Source organism: Mycobacterium sp. ITM-2016-00318 (assembly GCF_002968285.2).
Classification (GTDB): domain Bacteria; phylum Actinomycetota; class Actinomycetes; order Mycobacteriales; family Mycobacteriaceae; genus Mycobacterium.
Window position 1 is genome coordinate 3609749 of sequence record NZ_CP134400.1, and the last position, 19501, is coordinate 3629249.

General features: G+C 66.2%; 12 protein-coding genes, 1 tRNA gene and 1 pseudogene. 4 read left to right on the forward strand and 10 right to left on the reverse strand.

Going from position 1 to position 19501, the window contains the following annotated elements; all coding sequences use genetic code 11:
- Position 1: 1 nt before the first annotated feature.
- From C6A82_RS17635 to C6A82_RS17665, 7 genes are all read right to left on the reverse strand, one after another.
- Entirely contained in the window at positions 2 to 4843 is a 4842-nt protein-coding gene (locus C6A82_RS17635) for an NAD-glutamate dehydrogenase (protein ID WP_396836252.1), read from the reverse strand.
- Positions 4844 to 4926: 83 nt separating this feature from the next.
- Complete coding sequence (gene ettA, locus C6A82_RS17640) at positions 4927 to 6600, reverse strand: energy-dependent translational throttle protein EttA (protein WP_105344665.1); 1674 nt, start codon at positions 6598 to 6600, stop codon at positions 4927 to 4929.
- Positions 6601 to 6699: 99 nt separating this feature from the next.
- Positions 6700 to 7176, reverse strand: coding sequence for a single-stranded DNA-binding protein (ssb, locus tag C6A82_RS17645; RefSeq protein WP_105344666.1), 477 nt, complete (start codon positions 7174 to 7176; stop codon positions 6700 to 6702).
- A 251-nt stretch (positions 7177 to 7427) separates the two neighbouring features.
- Entirely contained in the window at positions 7428 to 9428 is a 2001-nt protein-coding gene (locus C6A82_RS17650) for a cytochrome c oxidase assembly protein (protein WP_199193736.1), read from the reverse strand.
- Between the two features lie 30 nt (positions 9429 to 9458).
- Entirely contained in the window at positions 9459 to 11783 is a 2325-nt protein-coding gene (locus tag C6A82_RS17655) for a glycerol-3-phosphate 1-O-acyltransferase (protein ID WP_105344680.1), read from the reverse strand.
- Positions 11784 to 11797: 14 nt separating this feature from the next.
- A complete protein-coding gene (locus tag C6A82_RS17660; protein ID WP_105344668.1) occupies positions 11798 to 13507 on the reverse strand; it encodes an HAD-IB family hydrolase in 1710 nt (569 codons plus the stop codon).
- Positions 13504 to 14979: a wax ester/triacylglycerol synthase family O-acyltransferase gene (locus C6A82_RS17665; RefSeq protein WP_396836255.1), complete on the reverse strand. Its 1476-nt coding sequence runs from the start codon at positions 14977 to 14979 to the stop codon at positions 13504 to 13506. Before C6A82_RS17665 ends, C6A82_RS17660 begins: the two co-directional genes overlap by 4 nt.
- A gap of 274 nt (positions 14980 to 15253) precedes the next feature.
- Between C6A82_RS17665 and C6A82_RS17670 the strand changes: the two genes are divergently transcribed.
- Both C6A82_RS17670 and C6A82_RS17675 read left to right on the forward strand, forming a co-directional pair.
- Positions 15254 to 15326, forward strand: a tRNA-Arg gene (locus C6A82_RS17670).
- A gap of 137 nt (positions 15327 to 15463) precedes the next feature.
- Positions 15464 to 15619: a hypothetical protein gene (locus C6A82_RS17675; protein ID WP_105344672.1), complete on the forward strand. Its 156-nt coding sequence runs from the start codon at positions 15464 to 15466 to the stop codon at positions 15617 to 15619.
- Between the two features lie 113 nt (positions 15620 to 15732).
- Here C6A82_RS17675 and C6A82_RS17680 read toward each other — a convergent pair whose 3' ends face one another.
- Complete coding sequence (locus C6A82_RS17680) at positions 15733 to 16074, reverse strand: heme-binding protein (protein WP_105344673.1); 342 nt, start codon at positions 16072 to 16074, stop codon at positions 15733 to 15735.
- 16 nt (positions 16075 to 16090) lie between these two features.
- A complete protein-coding gene (locus C6A82_RS17685) occupies positions 16091 to 16933 on the reverse strand; it encodes an alpha/beta fold hydrolase (RefSeq protein ID WP_105344675.1) in 843 nt (280 codons plus the stop codon).
- A gap of 115 nt (positions 16934 to 17048) precedes the next feature.
- Between C6A82_RS17685 and C6A82_RS17690 the strand changes: the two are divergent.
- Positions 17049 to 17995: pseudogene (locus C6A82_RS17690) on the forward strand (transglycosylase SLT domain-containing protein).
- A gap of 45 nt (positions 17996 to 18040) precedes the next feature.
- Here the strand turns inward: C6A82_RS17690 and C6A82_RS17695 are convergent.
- Positions 18041 to 18892: a PHP domain-containing protein gene (locus tag C6A82_RS17695; protein WP_105342616.1), complete on the reverse strand. Its 852-nt coding sequence runs from the start codon at positions 18890 to 18892 to the stop codon at positions 18041 to 18043.
- Positions 18893 to 19082: 190 nt separating this feature from the next.
- On the opposite strand from C6A82_RS17695, the gene C6A82_RS17700 reads away from it, so the two are divergent.
- Complete coding sequence (locus tag C6A82_RS17700) at positions 19083 to 19487, forward strand: hypothetical protein (RefSeq protein ID WP_105342617.1); 405 nt, start codon at positions 19083 to 19085, stop codon at positions 19485 to 19487.
- The last annotated feature ends 14 nt before the right edge of the window (positions 19488 to 19501 follow it).

Below are 19501 nucleotides of genomic sequence, written 5' to 3' on the forward strand. Positions count from 1 at the left end.
GTCACCCAGAGCTCCCTGTTCCGCTTGTTCGTGTCATGCTGCGAATCTGCCGCGCCGCCACCGACAGCGTCGCGAGGTCTCGTTGGTCAGACTCGTAGATCTCGTTCAAGGTCCGCCGCGCACGCTTCACCCTGGAACCGTTGATCAGCTCCCACTCCTCGATCTTCTGCTCACCAGTCTCGTCCGGCTCACCTGCGGCGAGCACGTCGAAGCACAGCGATCGCAGCGACCCGTAGATGTCGTCGCGAATCGCCAACCGCGCCAACGAATGCCAGCGGTCATCGCGTGGCAGACCGGAGACCGCCGTCAGCAGCGCATCGGTGTTGAGGTAGTCGAGCAGCGCGAAGTACGTGTCGGCCACTTCCGCGGGCTCGCGCTCGACGATGTCCGAGATGTCGATGACGTCCAGCAGCACATACTGATACAGCCCGCTGGCGATCTGGTAGGCGAGATCGTCTGGCACACCGTGCCCGACGAACTGCGCGACCTCTTTCTCGACGATCGTGCGGTCATCGCCGCGCACCCATTCCCGGATACGCGGTGTCAGCTCGGCCACCGTCTTGGCGAACCGGTTGATCTCGGCGCCGACCGCCAGCGGCTGCGGCCGGTAGTTCAACAGCCACCGACCGGCACGGTCGACCTGCCGACGCAGATCCAGCGTCAACCGGTCCGACACGTGTACCGCCAGGCCGGCGGCGCGGATCGCGCGCCACAGCTTGTCGACGCCGAATATCGCGTCGGTCGCCACGTACGACCGAACCGCATCCACCGGCCCGACCCCGACGTCCTCGATCACCCGGTACACGTACGTGATTCCCGCGGTGTCGATGACATCGTTGACCAGCATCGTGGTGACGATTTCCCGCCGCAGCTGGTGCGTTCGGATCTCCGTTGTGAACTCGTCGCGCAGCCGGGTCGGGAAGTAGCGCGGCAGCCGGGCGGCGAACACCTCCTGGTCGGGCAGGTCGCTGCTCAGCACCTTCTGCTTGAGATCGAGCTTGACGTGCGCCATCAGCGTCGCGAGTTCCGGCGAGGTCAAGCCGATCCCGGCTTCGGTGCGACGGCGGATCTCCTTCTCCGACGGCAGCGCCTCGAGCTCGCGGTTCAACCGATCGTCGGCTTCGAGATCCTTGATCTGGCGTGCGTGCACAGACAGCAGGCTGGGCGCATTGGCGCGGCTGGTACCCATCAAGTCGTTCTGGTCCTTGTTGTCCACCAGAACCAGCTCACCGACCTCGTCGGTCATCGACAGCAGCAGGTCCGTCCGGTCCTCTGCCTGCAACTTGCCGTTGCTCACCAGCGCGTCGATCAGGATCTTGATGTTGACCTCGTGGTCCGAGCAGTCGACGCCTGCCGAATTGTCCATCGCGTCGGTGTTGATCCGGCCTCCGGACAGGTCGAACTCGATGCGACCGCGGGACGTGACACCGAGATTGCCGCCCTCGCCGACCACCTTGGCGCGCACCTGGTTTCCGTTCACCCGGATCATGTCGTTGGCGCGGTCGCCGACCTCGGCGTCGGACTCCGTCTCGGCCTTGATGTAGGTGCCGATGCCGCCGTTCCACAGCAGGTCCACCGGCGCCTTCAGGATGCGCCGCAACAGGTCTGGCGGCGGCAGCTCGTCGACGCCGTCCTCGATCCCGAGGGCGGTGCGGACCTGCGGGCTGATCGGGATCGACTTCTGCTCGCGGCTGTACACCCCGCCGCCTTCGCTGATCAGCGACTTGTCGTAGTCGTCCCACGTCGAACGCGGCAGGCCGAACATCCGCTTGCGTTCGTTCCACGACGTCGTCGCATCGGGGTTCGGATCGAGGAAGACATGCCGGTGGTCGAACGCCGCGGCCAGCCGGATGTGCTGCGACAGCAGCATTCCGTTGCCGAAAACGTCACCGCTCATGTCGCCGACGCCGACGACGGTGAAGTCCTCGGACTGGGTGTCGACGCCCATCTCGCGGAAGTGCCGCTTGACGCTTTCCCATGCCCCCTTGGCGGTGATGCCCATTTCTTTGTGGTCGTAGCCGACCGACCCGCCGGAGGCGAACGCGTCGCCGAGCCAGAAGCCGTAGGACTTCGCGACGTCGTTCGCGATGTCGGAGAATGTCGCCGTGCCTTTGTCCGCGGCCACCACCAGGTAGGCGTCGTCGCCGTCGCGGCGCACGACATCGGTTGGCGTGACGACCTTTCCGGTGGTCTGCTCGACATTGTCGGTGAGGTCGAGCAGACCCGAGATGAAGAGCTTGTAGCAGGCGATGCCGTCGCTACGTTGGGTCTCGCGGTCGGCAGCAGGGTCACCGGTGAGCGGTGAAGGCTGCTTGACGACGAATCCGCCCTTGGCGCCGACCGGCACGATGACGGCGTTCTTCACGGCCTGCGCCTTGACCAGGCCGAGTATCTCGGTGCGGAAGTCCTCCTTGCGATCCGACCAGCGCAGCCCGCCGCGGGCGACGAAGCCGAACCGCAGGTGCACACCTTCGACACGCGGTGAGTAGACGAAGATCTCGAACATCGGCCGCGGCAGTGGGAGTTCGTCGATCAGTTGGGAGTTCAGCTTCACCGCGAGCACGTTCTGCGCACGCGCCGAATCCTCACGGGTGACGAAGTAGTTGGTGCGCAGCGTCGCCTGGATCATCGACGCGAATCCGCGCAGCACGCGGTCGGTGTCCAGACTCGTCAACGCGTCGATGTCGGCGGCCACCCGTGCCGCTGCCGTCTGGGCGGCCTTGCGTTCGGGATCGGAGGCGGGGTTGAACATGGCGTCGAACAATTCGACCAGCGATCGCGAGGTCGTTGGATTGCCGTTGAGCACGTTCTCGATATGGGCCTGGCTGTACGGGAAGCCGGCCTGACGCAGGTACTTTGCGTAGGTGCGCAGGATCATGACCTGCTGCCACGTCAGGCGGGCCCGCAGAACCAGCTCGTTGAACCGGTCGATCTCGGCGCGGCCGTGCCAGATCGCGGTGACCGCGTCGGCGAACCGAACCGCCGTCGCATCGCGTTCCGGTCCCTCGGGTTCGTCGGGGATGTCGGCGAGCACCGAGATCTTGAACTGATATATCCACACCGGCAGACCGTCGCCACGCGTGACCGTGAACGGCCGCTCCTCGAGCACGATGACACCCATGGACTGCAGCATCGGCAGCAGCTGACTCAGCGATGCCGAGCGTCCGCCGAGATACCAGATCAGTTTGGCGGCGCCGTCCGCGCCCTCGGAGAACACCAGCTTGACCGAGTTGTCCTGCAACTCTTCGATGATCGCGATGTCGTTGATCGCGTCGTGCGGTGTGACCGCCTGCTTGTAGTCCTCGGTGAAGGCGCTCGAGTAGTGCTCTGCACTGGCCTGGCCGATCGATCCCGTCTTGACCGCACCGAGTAGACGGTCACCCCAGGTCCGCGCCGCCTCGGTCAGCAGGTCTTGGATGCGCGCCTCGTTGGCGAGCGAGACGTCGACGCCCTGCGGTCGTGAGCCCTTGGGCAGGCGGACAGTGAAATGCACGACGGCCCAGGGGGATTCGCTGACCCGTGCGGTGTACTCGATCCCCTCGCCGCCGAGCTCGCGAACCAGGATGTCCTGCATCTCCAGCCGCACCGCGGTGGTGTAGCGGTCGCGTGGCAGATACACCAGACAGGAGAGGAAATGCGCGAGGTGGTCGGCGCGCAGGAACAGCAGCGTGCGCCGTCGCGAGCCGAGATCGACCACGGCCATAGCCATGTCGAGCAGCTCCTGGGAGCTCAGCGTGAAAAGCTCTGGGCGCGGTATGGTCTGGATGATGTCGAGCAGCAATTGCGCCGGGTGGCTGGGATCGCGCTGCGCCATCGCGATGGCTTCGCTGACTCGCCGCGAGATCAGCGGTATGTCCATCACATTGGAATTCATGGCGGCAACGGTGAACAAACCGACGAACCGATGTTCGATCGCCTGATGCCCGGGATGCTCGCGGATGACGACGATGTAGGGGTACGCGCCGTAGCGCAGAAAGCTGGGAATAGTGGCCTGCGCGAGCACCAGCAGGTCGTCGCCGTCGGTGAGCTGCGGCAGGACGTCGTCGCGGAATCGAAGGATGCCGAGGCGGCTGGACACGTCGACCGACGCCTCACCGCCCTGCACCGGGCAGCGCTGATAGCCGAGCAGCACGAAATGCCCGTCGGCGAGCCAGCGCAGCAACGCCGCGACATCTCTTCGGTCGGCGCCGGGGAATCGGCCCTCGGGGTCGGTGTCGAGTTCGTTGGCCAGACCGAGCAGCGTTCCCGTCAACGCGCGTGAGTCGAGTGCGACCTGGCGGGCGTCGGCGAGCACCCTCGGCAACAGCCGCCGGGCTTCGTCGACGGCCTTGAGGTCGACGGAGCTGGACAGTTGGACGTGAATCCACGCCTCGTCGACGGCTTCGTGGCGGTTGTCGGCCTCGGCAGCGGGCTGGATGTCGCGCAGCTCGCCGGACGGGTCCCGGCGCACCCGGAGAACCGGATTCATGATCGCCTTGTAGGCCACCCCGACCCGGTGCAGCAGCACGGTGACGGAGTCCATCAGCATCGTCGCGTAGTCGGTGACGATCTGGATCGCCGGGCCGAATCCGCCCTGATCGCCTGCCGGATAGATCTCGACGAGCGTCTCGCCGGGCTGTCGGCGCCTGCCGAGCCGGTAGTGCGCGGACAGCAGGTTCGGCGACATCAGCTTGCCCGCGGCCGACATGTCGACCGGTCCGGTGACCGCGTCGGCCATGGGAGCGTCGCCGTGCGGCCCGTGATAGGTCGAGAGGTACGCCCTGGCGAGTTTCTCCAGGGTGGCCGGGGCGACCATCAATTCGGTGTTCCCCCCGATACCCCCCGCCCCTGGATTGACCGTCATGCCGCCCGCTCCTCGCTTAAAGGTGCGCACCGTCCTCCGTTGGATGTCGCCGCGCAGCGGCTCCGTGGCACGCAGTGGCGACACTAGTCGCGTGTGAGCTTGCGGTGGGTAACCCTGTGAGGACGAGCCGCATCGATACCGAGTCGTTCCACTTTGTTCTCTTCGTAGGCCGCGAAATTGCCTTCGAACCAGAACCATTTGGCTTCGTTGTCGTCGTCGCCCTCCCAGGCCAAAATGTGCGTACACGTCCTGTCCAGAAACCAGCGGTCGTGGGAGATCACCACTGCGCAGCCCGGGAACTTCTCCAGCGCGTTCTCCAGCGAGCTCAACGTCTCGACGTCGAGGTCGTTGGTCGGCTCGTCGAGCAGGATCAGGTTGCCGCCCTCTTTCAAGGTGAGCGCCAGGTTCAGGCGGTTGCGCTCGCCGCCGGACAGCACACCCGCGGGTTTCTGCTGGTCCGGCCCCTTGAACCCGAACGCCGACACGTAGGCCCGCGAAGGGATCTCGTTCTGGCCGACCTCGATGTAGTCGAGTTTGTCGGACACGACCTCCCACACCGTCTTCTTCGGGTCGATGCCCGCGCGGCTCTGGTCGACGTAGCTCAGCTTGACGGTCTCTCCGACCTTGACGCTGCCGCTGTCGGGTTGCTCGAGGCCCACGATGGTCTTGAAGAGCGTGGTCTTGCCGACGCCATTGGGACCGATGACGCCGACGATGCCGTTGCGCGGGAGCGTGAAGGACAGGTCCTTGATGAGCTGCCTGCCATCGAAACCCTTGTCCATGTGTTCGACCTCGACCACGACGCTGCCCAGCCGCGGCCCTGTCGGGATCTGGATCTCCTCGAAGTCGAGCTTGCGGGTCTTCTCGGCTTCGGCCGCCATCTCCTCGTAGCGCCCGAGGCGCGCCTTGCTCTTCGCCTGGCGGGCCTTCGCACCCGACCTCACCCAGGCCAGTTCGTCCTGCAGACGCTTCTGCAGCTTGGCGTCCTTTCGGCCCTGAACGGCCACGCGCGCGGCCTTCTTCTCCAGGTAGGTGGAGTAGTTGCCCTCGTACGGATAGGCACGGCCGCGGTCGAGTTCGAGGATCCACTCGGCGACGTTGTCGAGGAAGTACCGGTCGTGGGTGACGGCCATGATGGCGCCCTTGTACTCGGCGAGGTGGTGCTCGAGCCACAACACGCTCTCGGCGTCGAGGTGGTTGGTCGGCTCGTCGAGCAGCAGCAGGTCGGGCTTGGACAGCAGCAGCTTGCACAGCGCCACCCGGCGACGCTCGCCGCCCGACAGGTGGGTCACCGGCTCGTCGGGCGGCGGGCAGCGCAGCGCGTCCATCGCCTGTTCGAGCTGGGAGTCGATGTCCCACGCGTCGGCGGCGTCGAGCTCCTCCTGCAGATGGCCCATCTCCTCCATCAGCTCGTCGGAGTAGTCGGTGGCCATCAGCTCGGCGACCTCGTTGAAGCGGTTGAGTTTGGCCTTCACTGCCACGCCGGCTTCGACGTTCTCGCGCACCGTCTTCGTCTCGTCGAGCTGTGGCTCCTGCTGCAGGATGCCGACCGCGGCACCGGGCTGGACAAACGCGTCGCCGTTGTTGGGCTGGTCGAGCCCGGCCATGATCTTCAGGACGCTGGACTTACCCGCGCCGTTCGGACCGACCACGCCGATCTTCGCGCCGGGAAGGAAGTTCAAGGTGACGTCGTCAAGGATGACCTTGTCGCCGTGCGCCTTGCGGACCTTCCGCATCGTGTAGATGAAATCGGCCATGGGTGTTGTCATGCCTCTCTGGTCTCGGGTAATGCTCGCGGACCATCGTAGGCGTAGACAGCGGCCGTCGAAGACTGCGCCGTCGGCGGCCGCGGCTCCTCACGCCGACACTGGCAGAACCTCACTGTCGAGGCTCTCGTCAGCCTCGACCGAGCCGGCTTCGCTCTCGGCTTCGTCGTCCTTGTCCTCAGCGGCATCGTCGCTGTTCGCGACGGTGTTTCTGAGCCGGTCGACGCTTGCGGTGCTTCGTGCCAGATCCGGCCCCACCGCGGTGGCCCGCACTTCCACCGACGAACGACGGTTGCCGTCGCGGTCGTCGTATTCGCTGGTGTGCACGTATCCGACAACGATGACGGGGTCACCCTTCCCGAGCGAGGCGCCGACACCCTTCACCAGGCCCTTGCTCCAGCAGTTGATCGACGCATACAGCGTGTTGCCCGGCTCCCAGGTGCCATCGGCGGTGCGGCGGCGGGAATTGCTGGCCACCCGGAACTTGTAGACCTGCTGATCGCCGACGCGACGCAGCACCGGGTCGGTGATGATGTTGCCGACGATGTGAATTGGTGTCTCGAACATTGCTCGTCCCTTCGATGTGATCCGGCTTGTGCCGTACACCGCTATTGATCCGGTCGGCACCGACGCCACGCGATGGCGGGGCCGACGCTCGACAGCACGCTGTGCATGAATCGCGGACTGTGGAACGTGGTCGGCCTCGTCCAACTCCCCGCGAAATTGCGTTCCGGCAGGCCCTCACTCGCACTTCTTCTGCCGGAACGCAATTTCGCGCGGGGTTAGGGGTTCACCGAAGTACCCGTCGTCACCTACGCCTAGTGCGCATCCCGCTTCGCCAGCTGCGCCAGCATCCTGTTGTAGGCAGCCAGGTCGGCGTCCTCGTCGCGATCGGCGGCCCGGTCGAGGCGCTTGGCCGTACGCCGGTCGCTGCGCGTCCACTGCACCAGCAGCGCGATCATCACGATGACAAGCGGCACTTCGCCTGCCGACCAAGCGATTCCACCGCCAAGCTTCTGATCGCCCAGCAGATCGGTGTGCCAGTACAGCTGCAGCGACTTGTAGAAGCTCTCCCCCAGCACGCTGTTGGTGCTCATCAACACGACACCGAAAAACGCGTGCAGCGGCAGCGACGCGAAAACCATGCCGACCTTGCCCAGCGGCGGAATCGGTCGCGGCGTGGGATCGACGCCGATGACGACCCAGTAGAAGAGGTATCCGGTCAGCAGGAAGTGCAGGTTCATCGCGACATGCGCGGCATGGGAGCCGACGGCGGCGTCGAAGATCCCGCCGAAATACAGACCGTAGAAGCCGGCGACGAACAAGGCCGTCGCGATGATGGGATTGGTGAAGAACCTCGACACCCTCGAATGCAGGGCGGCGAGTAGCCATTCGCGCGGTCCCGGCGGATCCGCCTTGCCCGACGCGGGCAGCGCCCGCAGCGCCAGCGTCACCGGTGCCCCCAGCACCAGCAGGATCGGCGTCAGCATCGACAGCAGCATGTGGGCGACCATGTGCATGCTGAACATCGCGGGCATGTACCGGCCCAGACCCGACGACGTCGCGAACAACAGCACCAGGCAGCCGAGCAGCCACGCGACGATCCGGCCCGTCGGCCACATGTCACCGCGCCGCCGCAGCCGCCGAACCCCGGCGAGATACAAGAGCGCCATCACGATCGCCGCTGTTCCGAATATGAGGTCGAACCGCCAGTCGAACAGGATTCGGGCCACCGTGGGCGGGCCTGCGAAGTCGTAGCCGATCTCGATGGCGGGTATCGACGGGTTGAAGATCGGTGGCGCAGGCGGAGGGGTCCGGCTCAGCGCGACCGCGACGCCGAAGGTGAGACCGAAGACCACCGCCTCGGTGATGGCAAGCCTGATCAGCGGGCCGCGCGCCGCTGGATCGGCCTGCAGTGCCGCGACACCGCTGCGCCGCTGACGCCAGCCGATCACCCCGAGCGTGCACAGGGCGATCACCTTGGCGACGATCAGCAGGCCGTAGCCGCCGTCGAACAAATCGCCGGGGCGGATTCGCACCAGGGCGTTGACGATTCCGCTGAGAGCCATTGCGACGAAGCACCACAGTGCGACGGCCGAGAACCGGCGGGCGGCCAGGTCGGCGTGCCCGCCGCTACGCAGCGCGTGAACCAGCAGCGCCAGCAGCCCACCCGCCCACAGCGCGGCGGCGACCAGATGGATGAGCAGGCTGTTGGTCGCCAGGTCGTGTGATCCGCCGGTCGACGAATGCCCCGTCAGCGCCAGCGGCAGCAGCGTGATCAGCGAACCTACGAACAGCAGCGGCGTCGGCGACCAGCGCAGCACCGGAATGCTCGCGACCGCGACGATCGCGGCGAGGAACGCCGTCCACCGCCACGCCCCCGCCGTCTCGACCAGGCTTGCCACCGACCAGATGTCCGCTGGGCTGAGCCGCGTCGACAGCGGTTGACCGGTGACATCGGAGACCGTCAGCGGCACGAGCAGCGCGGCGGCCACCGTCCAGATCGCCGACGCGACGGTCCCGACGCGCAGCGCCCGGTACCCGTCGGCGTCGAGCACGCCGCTCTGCTGGGGCGGCACTATGAACGCGGCGAACATGAACGATCCCGCCGCGACGACGGCGGCGATCTCGCCCGCGGCCCGAACGAACGGCAGGCCGTAGGTAGTGACCGGCCCGGGGTCTGGCAGGCCGGTGGCCGTCAGCGCGTCAGCCAGCGTCAGCGCGCCCAGGGCCGCCGCCGTCACACCGGCCAGCAGGGCGACGCCGGATAGCACAGGCCACACCGCATTGGTGCGCAGGCTCGACGTCAGGGTGCTCACGTACCCAGCGTATGGCTAGCCGACGTCGCGCTACTCGGATGCCTCACGCAGTGCACGCCGCTTCGTTTCGCGTGCGACGAACTGTTCGCGGGAGATCTGCTCGACCTTGTCCATATCGGCGAGGATCCCGAGGAGTTCGTCGCGGAACACCGTCCGGCGTTCGACCAGATCGGCGGCGGGCTCGAGCAGGTGCTGGTCGGCGACCACCTGACGCGCCGTCGCGAACAGCAGCGCCGACACCGCCTCGGTGCTGCGGACACGGCCCTGCGCGACGTACTGGTTGCCGACGCCGAGCGCCCGCTTCGTCAGTTCCTTCTCGTCGATCTCGGCCGGCAACTCACGCAGCACGTCGGCGACGATCTCGTAGGCCTCGAAGTAGGGGCGCAGCACGGCCTGCGCGATCAGCGGCCGCTTGACGCGCAACATCGCGTACAGCTCGTCCCCACCCGCGGCGACGTGCGCCTCCCAGTCGTCGTGCCAGGCCATCTCCTCCGCGAGATGTTCGCGGAACGCCGTCGAGTCCGCGAAGTAGAAATCGAACTTCAAAAGATCCCGCAGCCGCATCGCGCGACTCCAGAACGCCTCAAGGCGATCTCCCTCAGCGCGTCCCGCGTGAACCAGCGCCATGTCGACGATCGCGGTCTCCATGAACGCATCGATCACCGTGTTGCGGTAGAACGCCGCCTCGTGCTCCTGCTCGGGCGCGATCCGCCAGACCGGCTCGCGTCCGCTGTCGACACACGTCACCGGGTGACCGTTGGACAGGGCATCCAGGGCGGCGCGCACACCGTCGGCAGTGCGCAGCCGCAGCACGCTGTTGGTGACCGGAGTCTGCTTGCGCTCGAGGTAATCCAGCGAATCCTGCAGCGTGTGGTGCAGTTGGTCGAGCGTCAGCGCGGCGCCGCGGGTGGTCAGCAGCAGGGCGGACACCAACCCCGTCGCGTTGACCGGCGTGGCGCGAAGGATCCGCCACGACACCTCGATCGCCATCTTCTGCATGGCAAGGCGCTTTGCTGATTCGTCCTGTGTGACCGGGCCGCCTGGCTCACCCAGGTATTCGCGCATGGACACGGCTTCGGGAAAACGGACGTAGATCTTTCCGTAGCTGCGCTCACCCTGCGCCTTGATGTACTTGTACAGCCAGGACAGCCCTTCGGGTGTCTTCTCGCCACCCCGTGCGTACGCCGCGTATTCGGCCGTCTCGTGCAACTGGTCGAAGCTGATCGACACCGGCTGCAGAAGAATGTCGTCGCTGCGGCCCTCGAGGTAGGCATCGGCGACGTAGCTCATCAGACCCAGCTTGGGCGGCAACATCTTTCCGGTCCGCGACCGGGTGCCCTCGATCGACCAGCTGAGGTTGAACCGCTTCTGGACGATGTAGCCGACAAACTGCCGCAGCACGTATTTGTACAGCGGATCGTCGAGCTTGCGCCGCAGGAATATGACGCCGGAGCGCCGCATCAGCGGCCCCATAAATCCGAACGACAGATTGATGCCTGCAAAGGTGTGTACGGGCGGAAGCCGGTTCTCCTGCATCGCCACCGGCACTATCACGCCGTCGAGGTAGGACCGGTGAGAGAACAGCAGCACCGCGGGGTGGGTCTCCAGCGCGTGCCGCATGTTCTCTATCTCGGCACGGTCATAGTCGATGCTCGGATCGAAGCCGCGGCTGAAGATCGCGCGGCCCAGCGACGGGATGAGGTCAACGGAGAACCGGCTCCATCCGGTGGAGAGTTCGTCGAGCATCTCGCTCGCCTTCCCCAGCGTCGCCCCGGGGATCTTCTCCAGGCCCGCCCGGAACTGAGCGGACGCCAGTATCTCTGGTCCCATCAGCTTGGGCGACTTGTATTCCGGTCCGAGCAGTCGGAGTTCGACGCGCTCGATGGCCAGGCTCGCGCGCCTAAGCACGAAATGCGCCAAATCGCGGGGGTTTTCGGCGGTGGTGTTCTCGTTCCACTGCTGACGGAGTTCGGAAACCTTCGCCGGCTCACCGGCCACCACGCGCGCACGCGACGGGTCCCGCTTGAGGATGCGCCGTTGCAGGATCTCCGGCGGGCGGTAGGTGTCGCGCCCGGAGATCAGGGCGACGACCTTCGAGCGGGTCGGCAGGCCGCCCGGCACCCAGAAGACGCGCACCGGGACGACGGTCCGGTCCTCGTCGGCTTCGAGTTCCTGAACCAGCCGCGCGAGCACGCCCGGCGGTGGATCGCCTTCCGGCAGTTCGAGAACCGCGACATTGGATTCGGGATGTTCTCGGCGCTGCTGCTGCAGCCAGTCGCTCAACAACTCCCGCTCCGCAGGCGACGACACCGAAGCCAGCACCAGCGCGTCGTCCGTGGTCGAGAAGCTGACCATCGGATCGGCGGCGGTCACGACCGTCCCTTCTTGGCCGGCGACTTCTTGGCCGGGGTCTTCTTGGCCGGTGTCTTCTTCGCCCCCGCCGTCTTGACGGGCGCCTTTACCGCTGAATTCGTCGGAGCCTTCTTGGCGGGAGCCTTGGCGGCCGACTTCTTCGACGGCGCCGCTTTCCTCGCCGCCTTCGCCGGTGCCTTCTTCGCGGCGCTTCTGCCGCGCGCATACGGCCCGATCTTCGGAACCGATTCGTGCGGCCAATCTTTCAACGTGTCCAGGTACAGCTCGCGGACCTCCGCGATCTTGTCGGATAGATTCTCGACGGTCCAGTCGTCCGTCGAGATGGGCGGGTAGACGACGACGTCGACGGTGCCGGGGTTGAAGGTCGTCGAGTCGCGTGCGGAGATGACCTCGGCGTTGCGGATGACCATGGGCACGATCGGTATTCCCGCCGACATCGCGATGCGGAAAGGCCCCTTCTTGAAGGGGCCCACCTCGGTGGTGTCGAGTCGGGTGCCCTCCGGTGCGATGAGGATGGACAGACCCTTCTTGGCGAGCTCCTCGATCTTCTTCAGGCTTTCCACCGCGGCCTTGGGGTTGTCCCTGTCGATGAAGGCCGCGTCCATCATCTTGCCCATCGTTCCGACGATCGGGTCGTTCTCCAGCTCCTTCTTGCCCACCGAGGTGAAGTTCGTCTCGACCAGCCGACCCGCGATGATGGGGTCGACCTGATTGCGGTGATTGAAGATGAACACCGCGGGCCGCTGCTTGTTCAGGTTCTCCTTGCCCAGCAGGTTGATGCTGACGCCGGTGGTGGTCAGCAGCGCCCGCCCGAACACCGACGTGAAGAAGTTGACGCCGGTGCGCCTGTTACGCGTCAGCAGGCCGAGGCCGACGGCGCCTGCAGCGATGGGCACCATCGAAGCGACACCGGCAACGGTCCGCAGTTGGGATACGGGATTGCTCCCGCTGCGACTGCTGAACCGCAGTACGGGCCAACCACGTTTGGCCGCAACGGCCGCCATCTTGCCGGCGGGATTCGTCGGCCGAGGGTTGCCCACCAGATACATCAATGCGACGTCCTCGTCGCCGTCAGCGTAGAAGTAGCTCTTCGACAGGTCGACGTTGTTTTCCGCGGCGAAGGCCTGCACGGCCCTCGCCTTGCCCGGCCCCCAGATGATCGGAGTCTTCACTTCGCCTGTGAGACAACCATTCTCATCGACTTGGAACTTGTTGCTCAGCACGTTCTTGATGCCGAGGAACCGGGCCACCGGCTCGACCTGCACCGTCAGTGCCGAGGAGCTGAGCACGACGGTGTGGCCGCGTTCCATATGAGCGCGCACCAGGTCGCGCATCTCGGGGTAGATGCGGCCGATAACCTGCTGCACGAAAAGCCGCTCGGCGAGTTCGTCGATGTCGCCGAGCGAGCTGCCTCGCATCATGCGGGCACCCTTGCCGATCAGGTCCTCGAACTCCGACCGGCCGAGCTGATGGTTGAGGCCGGCCTGCACCATGCCGATGAACTCGCCGACGCCCATCTGGCGGCGGCGCAACCGATCCCGCGTCATGATGACTCCGGTGAACCCAGCCACCAGTGTGCCGTCGAGGTCGAAGAAGGCGCCGATCCGTGGGCCTGCGGGGCTTCCCTTGATCTCGGCAACCGACCCCGGTAACCGCATGGTCCGCGGGTTGGCGCGTCGTCTCGTCTGGCCCTCTCCTGCGGTCATAGGGCACTACTCCCGTTCGGTGACGGCGGTTTCGGTTCTTCGGGGTCCGGCGTGAACGACGCTGGAATCGACCGGCCTTCGCCGCCGAGGGCCAGCACTTCGTCGAATCCGGCTTGCAGACACCTGGCGAAGTAGTCGCCGTCGGTGACCGCGGCGCGGTCGTAGCGCGCCGAGACGGTGATATACCCGGCCCGCGAGACCAGCACGACCATCATCGCCACTCCGGGCAGCGGGCCGAGCCCGTACTGCCGCAGGATCTTCGCACCGGCGATGAACGTATCGCCCGCATAGACCGGTACGTTGCTGGCCTGCACGTCGGAGTTGACGAAGGAGCCTGCCATGCCTTCCAGCACGGTGTCGGGGAGCAGGCTGATCAACGGTGCGATGGCACCCACCATGTTCACGGCGCGCTCGTCACGCTTGCGTGTCATCTGCGAGCGAATGCTCCTGATCCGCTTCTCGGGATCGACGACACCGATCGGCGCGGCGAGATTGACTCCGGCGAAACGGTTTCCACCCGCGGGATCGTTGTCGGACCGCATGTTGACCGGGATCGCCATCGGCAGGGTGTCCACGGGGACGCCCATGTATTCGTGGTACAGCCGCAGCGCGCCGCACAGACCGGCGAGGTAGGCATCGTTGATCGATCCGCCCGCCGCTTTCGCGGCACGGTGCAGATCGCCGAACTCGATGTCGATCGCATCGGTGCGCGACGACAGGCTGCGTCGGCGCAGCACCGGCGACGGTTCGGCGGCCAGCCCGACGACGCGTGCACCCGATATCGCATACTCGACCGCGCCGCCGAGCGACGAGACAGGATCCCGGATGACGCTTCCCACCGCCTGCGCCGCACCGTAGATCGCCCTGCCGACCCCGCCGGCGATGGCGCCGGGCAGGCGATTGAACCCCTGCCGCATAAGGTCGTTCGGCGACAGGTCCTGCGGTATCGGCATCGGCGGATCCGCTTCGGGTGGTGGATCGCGCTCGAGGTCGTAGAGGTTGGCGAACATCTCGACCCCGCCGACGCCGTCGGTGACCGCGTGGCTCAGGTGCACCATCAGCGCAGCGCGGCCACCGGCGAGACCCTCGACAAGTGTGGCGGTCCACAGCGGACGGGAGATGTCGAGCGGAGACTGCAGTGCGACCTCGGCGAGGTCGAGCACCTCGCGCAGCGTGCCAGGCTCGGCGACGCGCACCCGACGGACGTGGAAGTCGAGGTTGAAATCCGGATCGATGACCCAGCGCGGCGCAACCGTGGGCAGCGTCGGCATCACCACCTTCTGGCGCAGCCGCAGAACCTTGCGCGAGGCGCGCTCGAACCGGGTCCGGAGCCGTTCCCAGTCCGGCGTGGTGTCGAGGACTTCCAGCGTCATGATCCCCGAGCGGGTACGCGGGTTGGCTTCCCCGCGGTGCAGGATCTGGTCGACGGGACTGAGTTCCTCCGGTAGCCCGGCCGCATCCAGTTCAGGCATGTCGCTCACAGTTGCGGCCACTCTGCCATCGTCGCTGCTCCTCCCATCGCCTCGGACAGTGCTGTACCCACGCTAGTCCGCGGTAACTCGCTGTGACGTGCCTTTGGTGGCTCAGTCGAAGCGCTGGCCGAAGGGTCAACCGCGGACACGACTGCTCCTGCGGGGCAACTGTGCAGCCCGCACAAAACGCCCGCACAGACCGCCCGCGGCGGCAAACGCCGGTCTTATGAGCCACCACGACCACCGACGGGCAATTCGCTAGGGTGGGTGCGCTGCCCCCGTAGCTCAGTGGATAGAGCAACCGCCTTCTAAGCGGTTGGCCGCAGGTTCGAGTCCTGCCGGGGGCGCCGACGGCCGATGGGACACCGAGCGATGCGTGGTGTTTGCCGCGGGGAGGGCCGCGACCCCGCAAAGGTTTGGGTTTTAACGGAAATGGCAATTCTGTTCGGGCAGTTCCCGTCCCAACACTTGAATAGGACCGCCCATGATTGTGCTCGGCATCATCCTCTTGTTGATCGGCTACTTCACCAGCCTCTCGATCCTGTACACGATCGGCGCGATACTCATCGTGATCGGCATCGTGCTGTGGATCCTGGGCGCGGTCGGCCGCCCGGTCGGTGGGCGCAAAGTCTGGTTCTAGCTGTATTCGCAGAACATCCGCGAGCGAGGCGCGGGGCATGCCATCGGCATCCCCGTGCCTCGCTTGCTGTTCGCTGCTGCCACACCGGATCGAGATCGGCGGCAGAAGGTCGTTCAGGACGTGAAGGCAGCCATCGCGGCGTGCGCGCAGGCGCAGTCGTCACTGACGGCCGCGCCGCTCACCCCGACCCTGCCGATCACCGTGTCGTCGACGACGACGGGTACACCGCCACCAAAGATGATGAACCGGCCGTTTCCGTTGGCGTGCAACCCGAATCGTTCGCCGCCGGGTGCCGCTAGCGCAGCGAGTTCAGCAGTCGAGGTGCTGTTGGCGGTCGCGGCGTAGGCCTTGTCGATCGCCAGCACCGGCCCGGCGATCTCGGCGCCATCCATGCGGCCGAAGGCGATCAGGTGCCCGCCCGCGTCATCGGCCTTGATCCTGTCCGAGGCGCCCATTGGCTTGTGTCACCTGCTAGAAGAGGTCCGGTGTCCGTGGCGGCACGTCGTCGAGAAAAGCACTCACCATCGGCACCAGCAAGTCGGACTCTCCGGAAATACCGACATGCGACATCGCGGGCAGCACCACGAGGCGCGCCGCCGGAGCGTCCTGCAGCACCCCCGATTCCGCCGCTTGCTCATCGCCACCACCACGCAGCTTGAACATCGCCAGCGCGTGCTCGAGTGTCACGCCGTCGGCGTCCCCCACGATGACCATCGTCTTCGCAGAAATCGATCGCATTTCGTCCTCGGTGATGTTCTGGTCGTCGGCGTTCAGAGCCTTCATCTTTTCGAGGTACGCCTCATATGCTTTGGCGTCCGGCGTGTGTGCCATGAAGACCGTCTCCACCGGTGTCCCGGCGAACGCCTCGGCGGTCAGCCCGCCGATCGCCGCGGGCACTACCGGATACCACCCGTCCTTGCGGAAGGTGGCCGACATGGCGACCAGGTGGTTCACCAGCGACGGGTGACGGATCGCCAGTTGCAACGCGACCCCGCCGCCCTGCGAGTAGCCCATGACATCCGCGCGCTCAACACCCAACGCGCGCAACAACTCCGCCGCGTCGTCACCGAACTGCTCGTATGACATCGCCCGCGTCGTATCCGGCGTGCGGCCATGTCCTTGCTGGTCGAACATGATGACGGCCCGATCGCGGGCGAAAGCCTCGGCCCACGCTCTCATCGAGTCGACGGCCATGAACGCGCCAGGAATCAGCAGCAGTGGCGGCTTCGGTGTGCCGAGATCGCCGTACACCTCGTGGTAGATGTTCAGCCCATTGATCGGCAGATGCGCTCCGCGGGAGGACGTGGTTCCCATCGGTTCATCCTCCTGACCGTTATCGTCGTTGACCAGATAGACCGCGGACGCATCGGGAATTCATCGATCGGAGCCTTTAGGCTGGCCGTCGATACCCGCAGGCAATTGGAGCCACATGATGACCAGTCGCGTACGGATCAGCGCGGCGCTTGCTGCGCTCGTCTTCGTCGTCGCCTGCAGTCACGACGCACCGCCCGCACCGACAGCACCCCCGACCGCCGCCCCGACGAGCGCTCCGTCGCCCCTCCACCCACCGTCGCCCCGCTGGACGACGAAACGGCGCCCGCCGGTGCACAACCGCGACTCGCGGCGGATCCGGCACAACTGGCCGACGACCTCGTCGCCGACGAACAAGCCCTGCGCGATCCGTCGACGCCGGAAGCGGCGCTGCGGGAAGCGGCGCGTCGTCAGCAGGCGGCCTACCGCGCCATCGGGTACCACCCCGAGTGGGACTCGGTCACCCGTCCGCGGATCCCAGCCGAGCTCGTCCAGATCTACGACCTCAACGTCGACGCCCGTCGCCAACTCACCGCGATGGCAGAAGTCAGGGACACCATCCCGGCATGGCGCATCGCCGCGCCGGCTCCGGCGGAGGAACTACTCGCCCACTACCGCGAAGCCGAGGCTGCATCGGGTGTCGGCTGGAATTACCTCGCCGCGATCAACCTGATCGAGACCCGACTCGGTAGCGTCGTCGGCCCGAGCAGCGCAGGCGCGCAGGGGCCGATGCAGTTCCTGCCGTCGACCTTCGCCGCCTACGGCGACGGAAGCGACATCTACTCCCCCCGCGACAGCATCATGGCGGCGGGCCGCTACCTCGCCGCCAACAACTTCTCCGCCGATCGCGACGGAGCGATCTACCGCTACAACAACTCGTCGCAATACGTGCGGGCCGTCAACGACTACGCGGCGGTGCTCGCCGCCGATCCCGCGGCATTCACCGGCTTCTACCGCTGGGAGGTCTACCTGAAAACGGGCGAAGGTGATCTTCTGCTGCCCATCGGGTATGGCTCGGATACCCCTGTGCCAGTGCGGGACTATCTCGCGAACCACCCACAATGACGCGCAACCACACGCCGCCACCGCGGACGGGTTCTTGGCAGCACGTCAGCGCCGCCACAAGTCGAACCGGTCCCGTCCCGCTCTGAAGCCGGCGGCTTCCGCGACGTCGACTGCGACCTCGAAGTGCTCCCCGACCCGGAACGGCGTATGCGCGTCGCTCCCGAAGGACACCGCGTCACCGCCTTCTTCCCACCACCACCGCACCTGGGCCACCGACGCCATCGGGCTGCGCGTGTTGATCTCAAGGGCGCGCCCCGAGGACGCCAGCACGCGAAACACCGCCCGGTACTCCTCTTCGAATTCGGCCTCGTCGTAGGCGCCCACCCGCTCGGCAGGCCAATAGCGCCGCGCGTAGTCGCAATGGGCCAGCACGTTGAACACCGATGAGCCGTCGACGAGAACCAGGAGTTCGGTGAAGTACCGGCGCATCACCTCGTGGGGATCGACGTGGCTGAACAGCGCTCGGTTGATTCCGGTCAGGGTGCCGTCGACAACGATCCCGTGCAGGCTGCCCAGTACGCGCTCGAACTCCCCCACCGACAGAACGGACGCCACACCGGCGCGAAACAGATGTGGTTCGCCGGCCTCAATGCCGGAAAGAATGTGCAGGCCAGGGAATTCGTCGCGGCACCGCGCGAGGTCGGCGAGGTAGCCCTGCGCGTCGAACGGCGCTACGCGCGGGCGATCACCGACGCGCGCGGGCCGAGCGACTTCCTCGTCGTGCTTGTCCGGGCCCTCCAGCGTCCAGTCGGTGAAGTCGACGTGTTCGGTGAACGCCAGGCCCGGGAGACCAAGTTCCACCGCACGCGCGCACGCCAACTGCATCGACGAACTCGAGGCGGTGTCCCAGGACCAGCGCGTGTGGACGTGGTTGTCGACCGGCGGAAGATCTCGCACACCTTCACGCTAGTGCGCGCGTTGACGACTGCCACCCACTGCGCGATCTGCACTGGATCCCACATCGGAAGTGAGCCTGAGGCGCTGTGCACAGTCGGTGACGTGTCCGATTCCGAACCGGAGTACTGCGGCGCACGCTTTATTACCGGTATCTCCTCCGGTGGGCCGACGGCGGATCTACGATTTAGACATGATTCGGCTTGTCATGGCACTGTCTGCGACGTTGACCCTGGCGTCGGCGAGCGTCGTCGGCGCAAGCGCTGCGCAGGCGGAGCCCTGGCCGCCGTCGCCGTGTGGGTTTTCGATCTCACCGCCCCAGGTGGTGCAGGTCGGTGGCGTCAGCAAGGTGACCGCGACGGTGACGTCGACGGTCTGCGGAATCGCGGCCAGCCCATATCAGAGCGTGGCGTGCGTGGAGCTTCTCGGCCAGCCGGGCGGCTCGTGCATTCAGGGCATCGACACCGCACAGGCGTACTTCGAGCCCTACACGCCCGGTGCCACGTACGTGTCGCGGGGACGCGGCTGCGGCATCATCGTTCCGACGCTGCCCGCCGACAACTGCCAACTCCTGGGTCCCGTCCAAGCCACGCTGTAGACGGTCACTAGCCT

What these genes read in the sequence shown, in the direction of transcription:
- C6A82_RS17700 (WP_105342617.1), top strand. Translation starts at nt 19,083, where the DNA reads ATGATTCGGCTTGTCATGGCACTGTCTGCGACGTTGACCCTGGCGTCG.
- ettA (WP_105344665.1), bottom strand. Translation starts at nt 6,600, where the DNA reads ATGGCCGATTTCATCTACACGATGCGGAAGGTCCGCAAGGCGCACGGC.
- C6A82_RS17660 (WP_105344668.1), bottom strand. Translation starts at nt 13,507, where the DNA reads ATGACCGCAGGAGAGGGCCAGACGAGACGACGCGCCAACCCGCGGACC.
- C6A82_RS17675 (WP_105344672.1), top strand. Translation starts at nt 15,464, where the DNA reads ATGATTGTGCTCGGCATCATCCTCTTGTTGATCGGCTACTTCACCAGC.
- C6A82_RS17665 (WP_396836255.1), bottom strand. Translation starts at nt 14,979, where the DNA reads ATGCCTGAACTGGATGCGGCCGGGCTACCGGAGGAACTCAGTCCCGTC.
- C6A82_RS17655 (WP_105344680.1), bottom strand. Translation starts at nt 11,783, where the DNA reads ATGGTCAGCTTCTCGACCACGGACGACGCGCTGGTGCTGGCTTCGGTG.
- C6A82_RS17635 (WP_396836252.1), bottom strand. Translation starts at nt 4,843, where the DNA reads ATGACGGTCAATCCAGGGGCGGGGGGTATCGGGGGGAACACCGAATTG.
- ssb (WP_105344666.1), bottom strand. Translation starts at nt 7,176, where the DNA reads ATGTTCGAGACACCAATTCACATCGTCGGCAACATCATCACCGACCCG.
- C6A82_RS17685 (WP_105344675.1), bottom strand. Translation starts at nt 16,933, where the DNA reads ATGGGAACCACGTCCTCCCGCGGAGCGCATCTGCCGATCAATGGGCTG.
- C6A82_RS17680 (WP_105344673.1), bottom strand. Translation starts at nt 16,074, where the DNA reads ATGGGCGCCTCGGACAGGATCAAGGCCGATGACGCGGGCGGGCACCTG.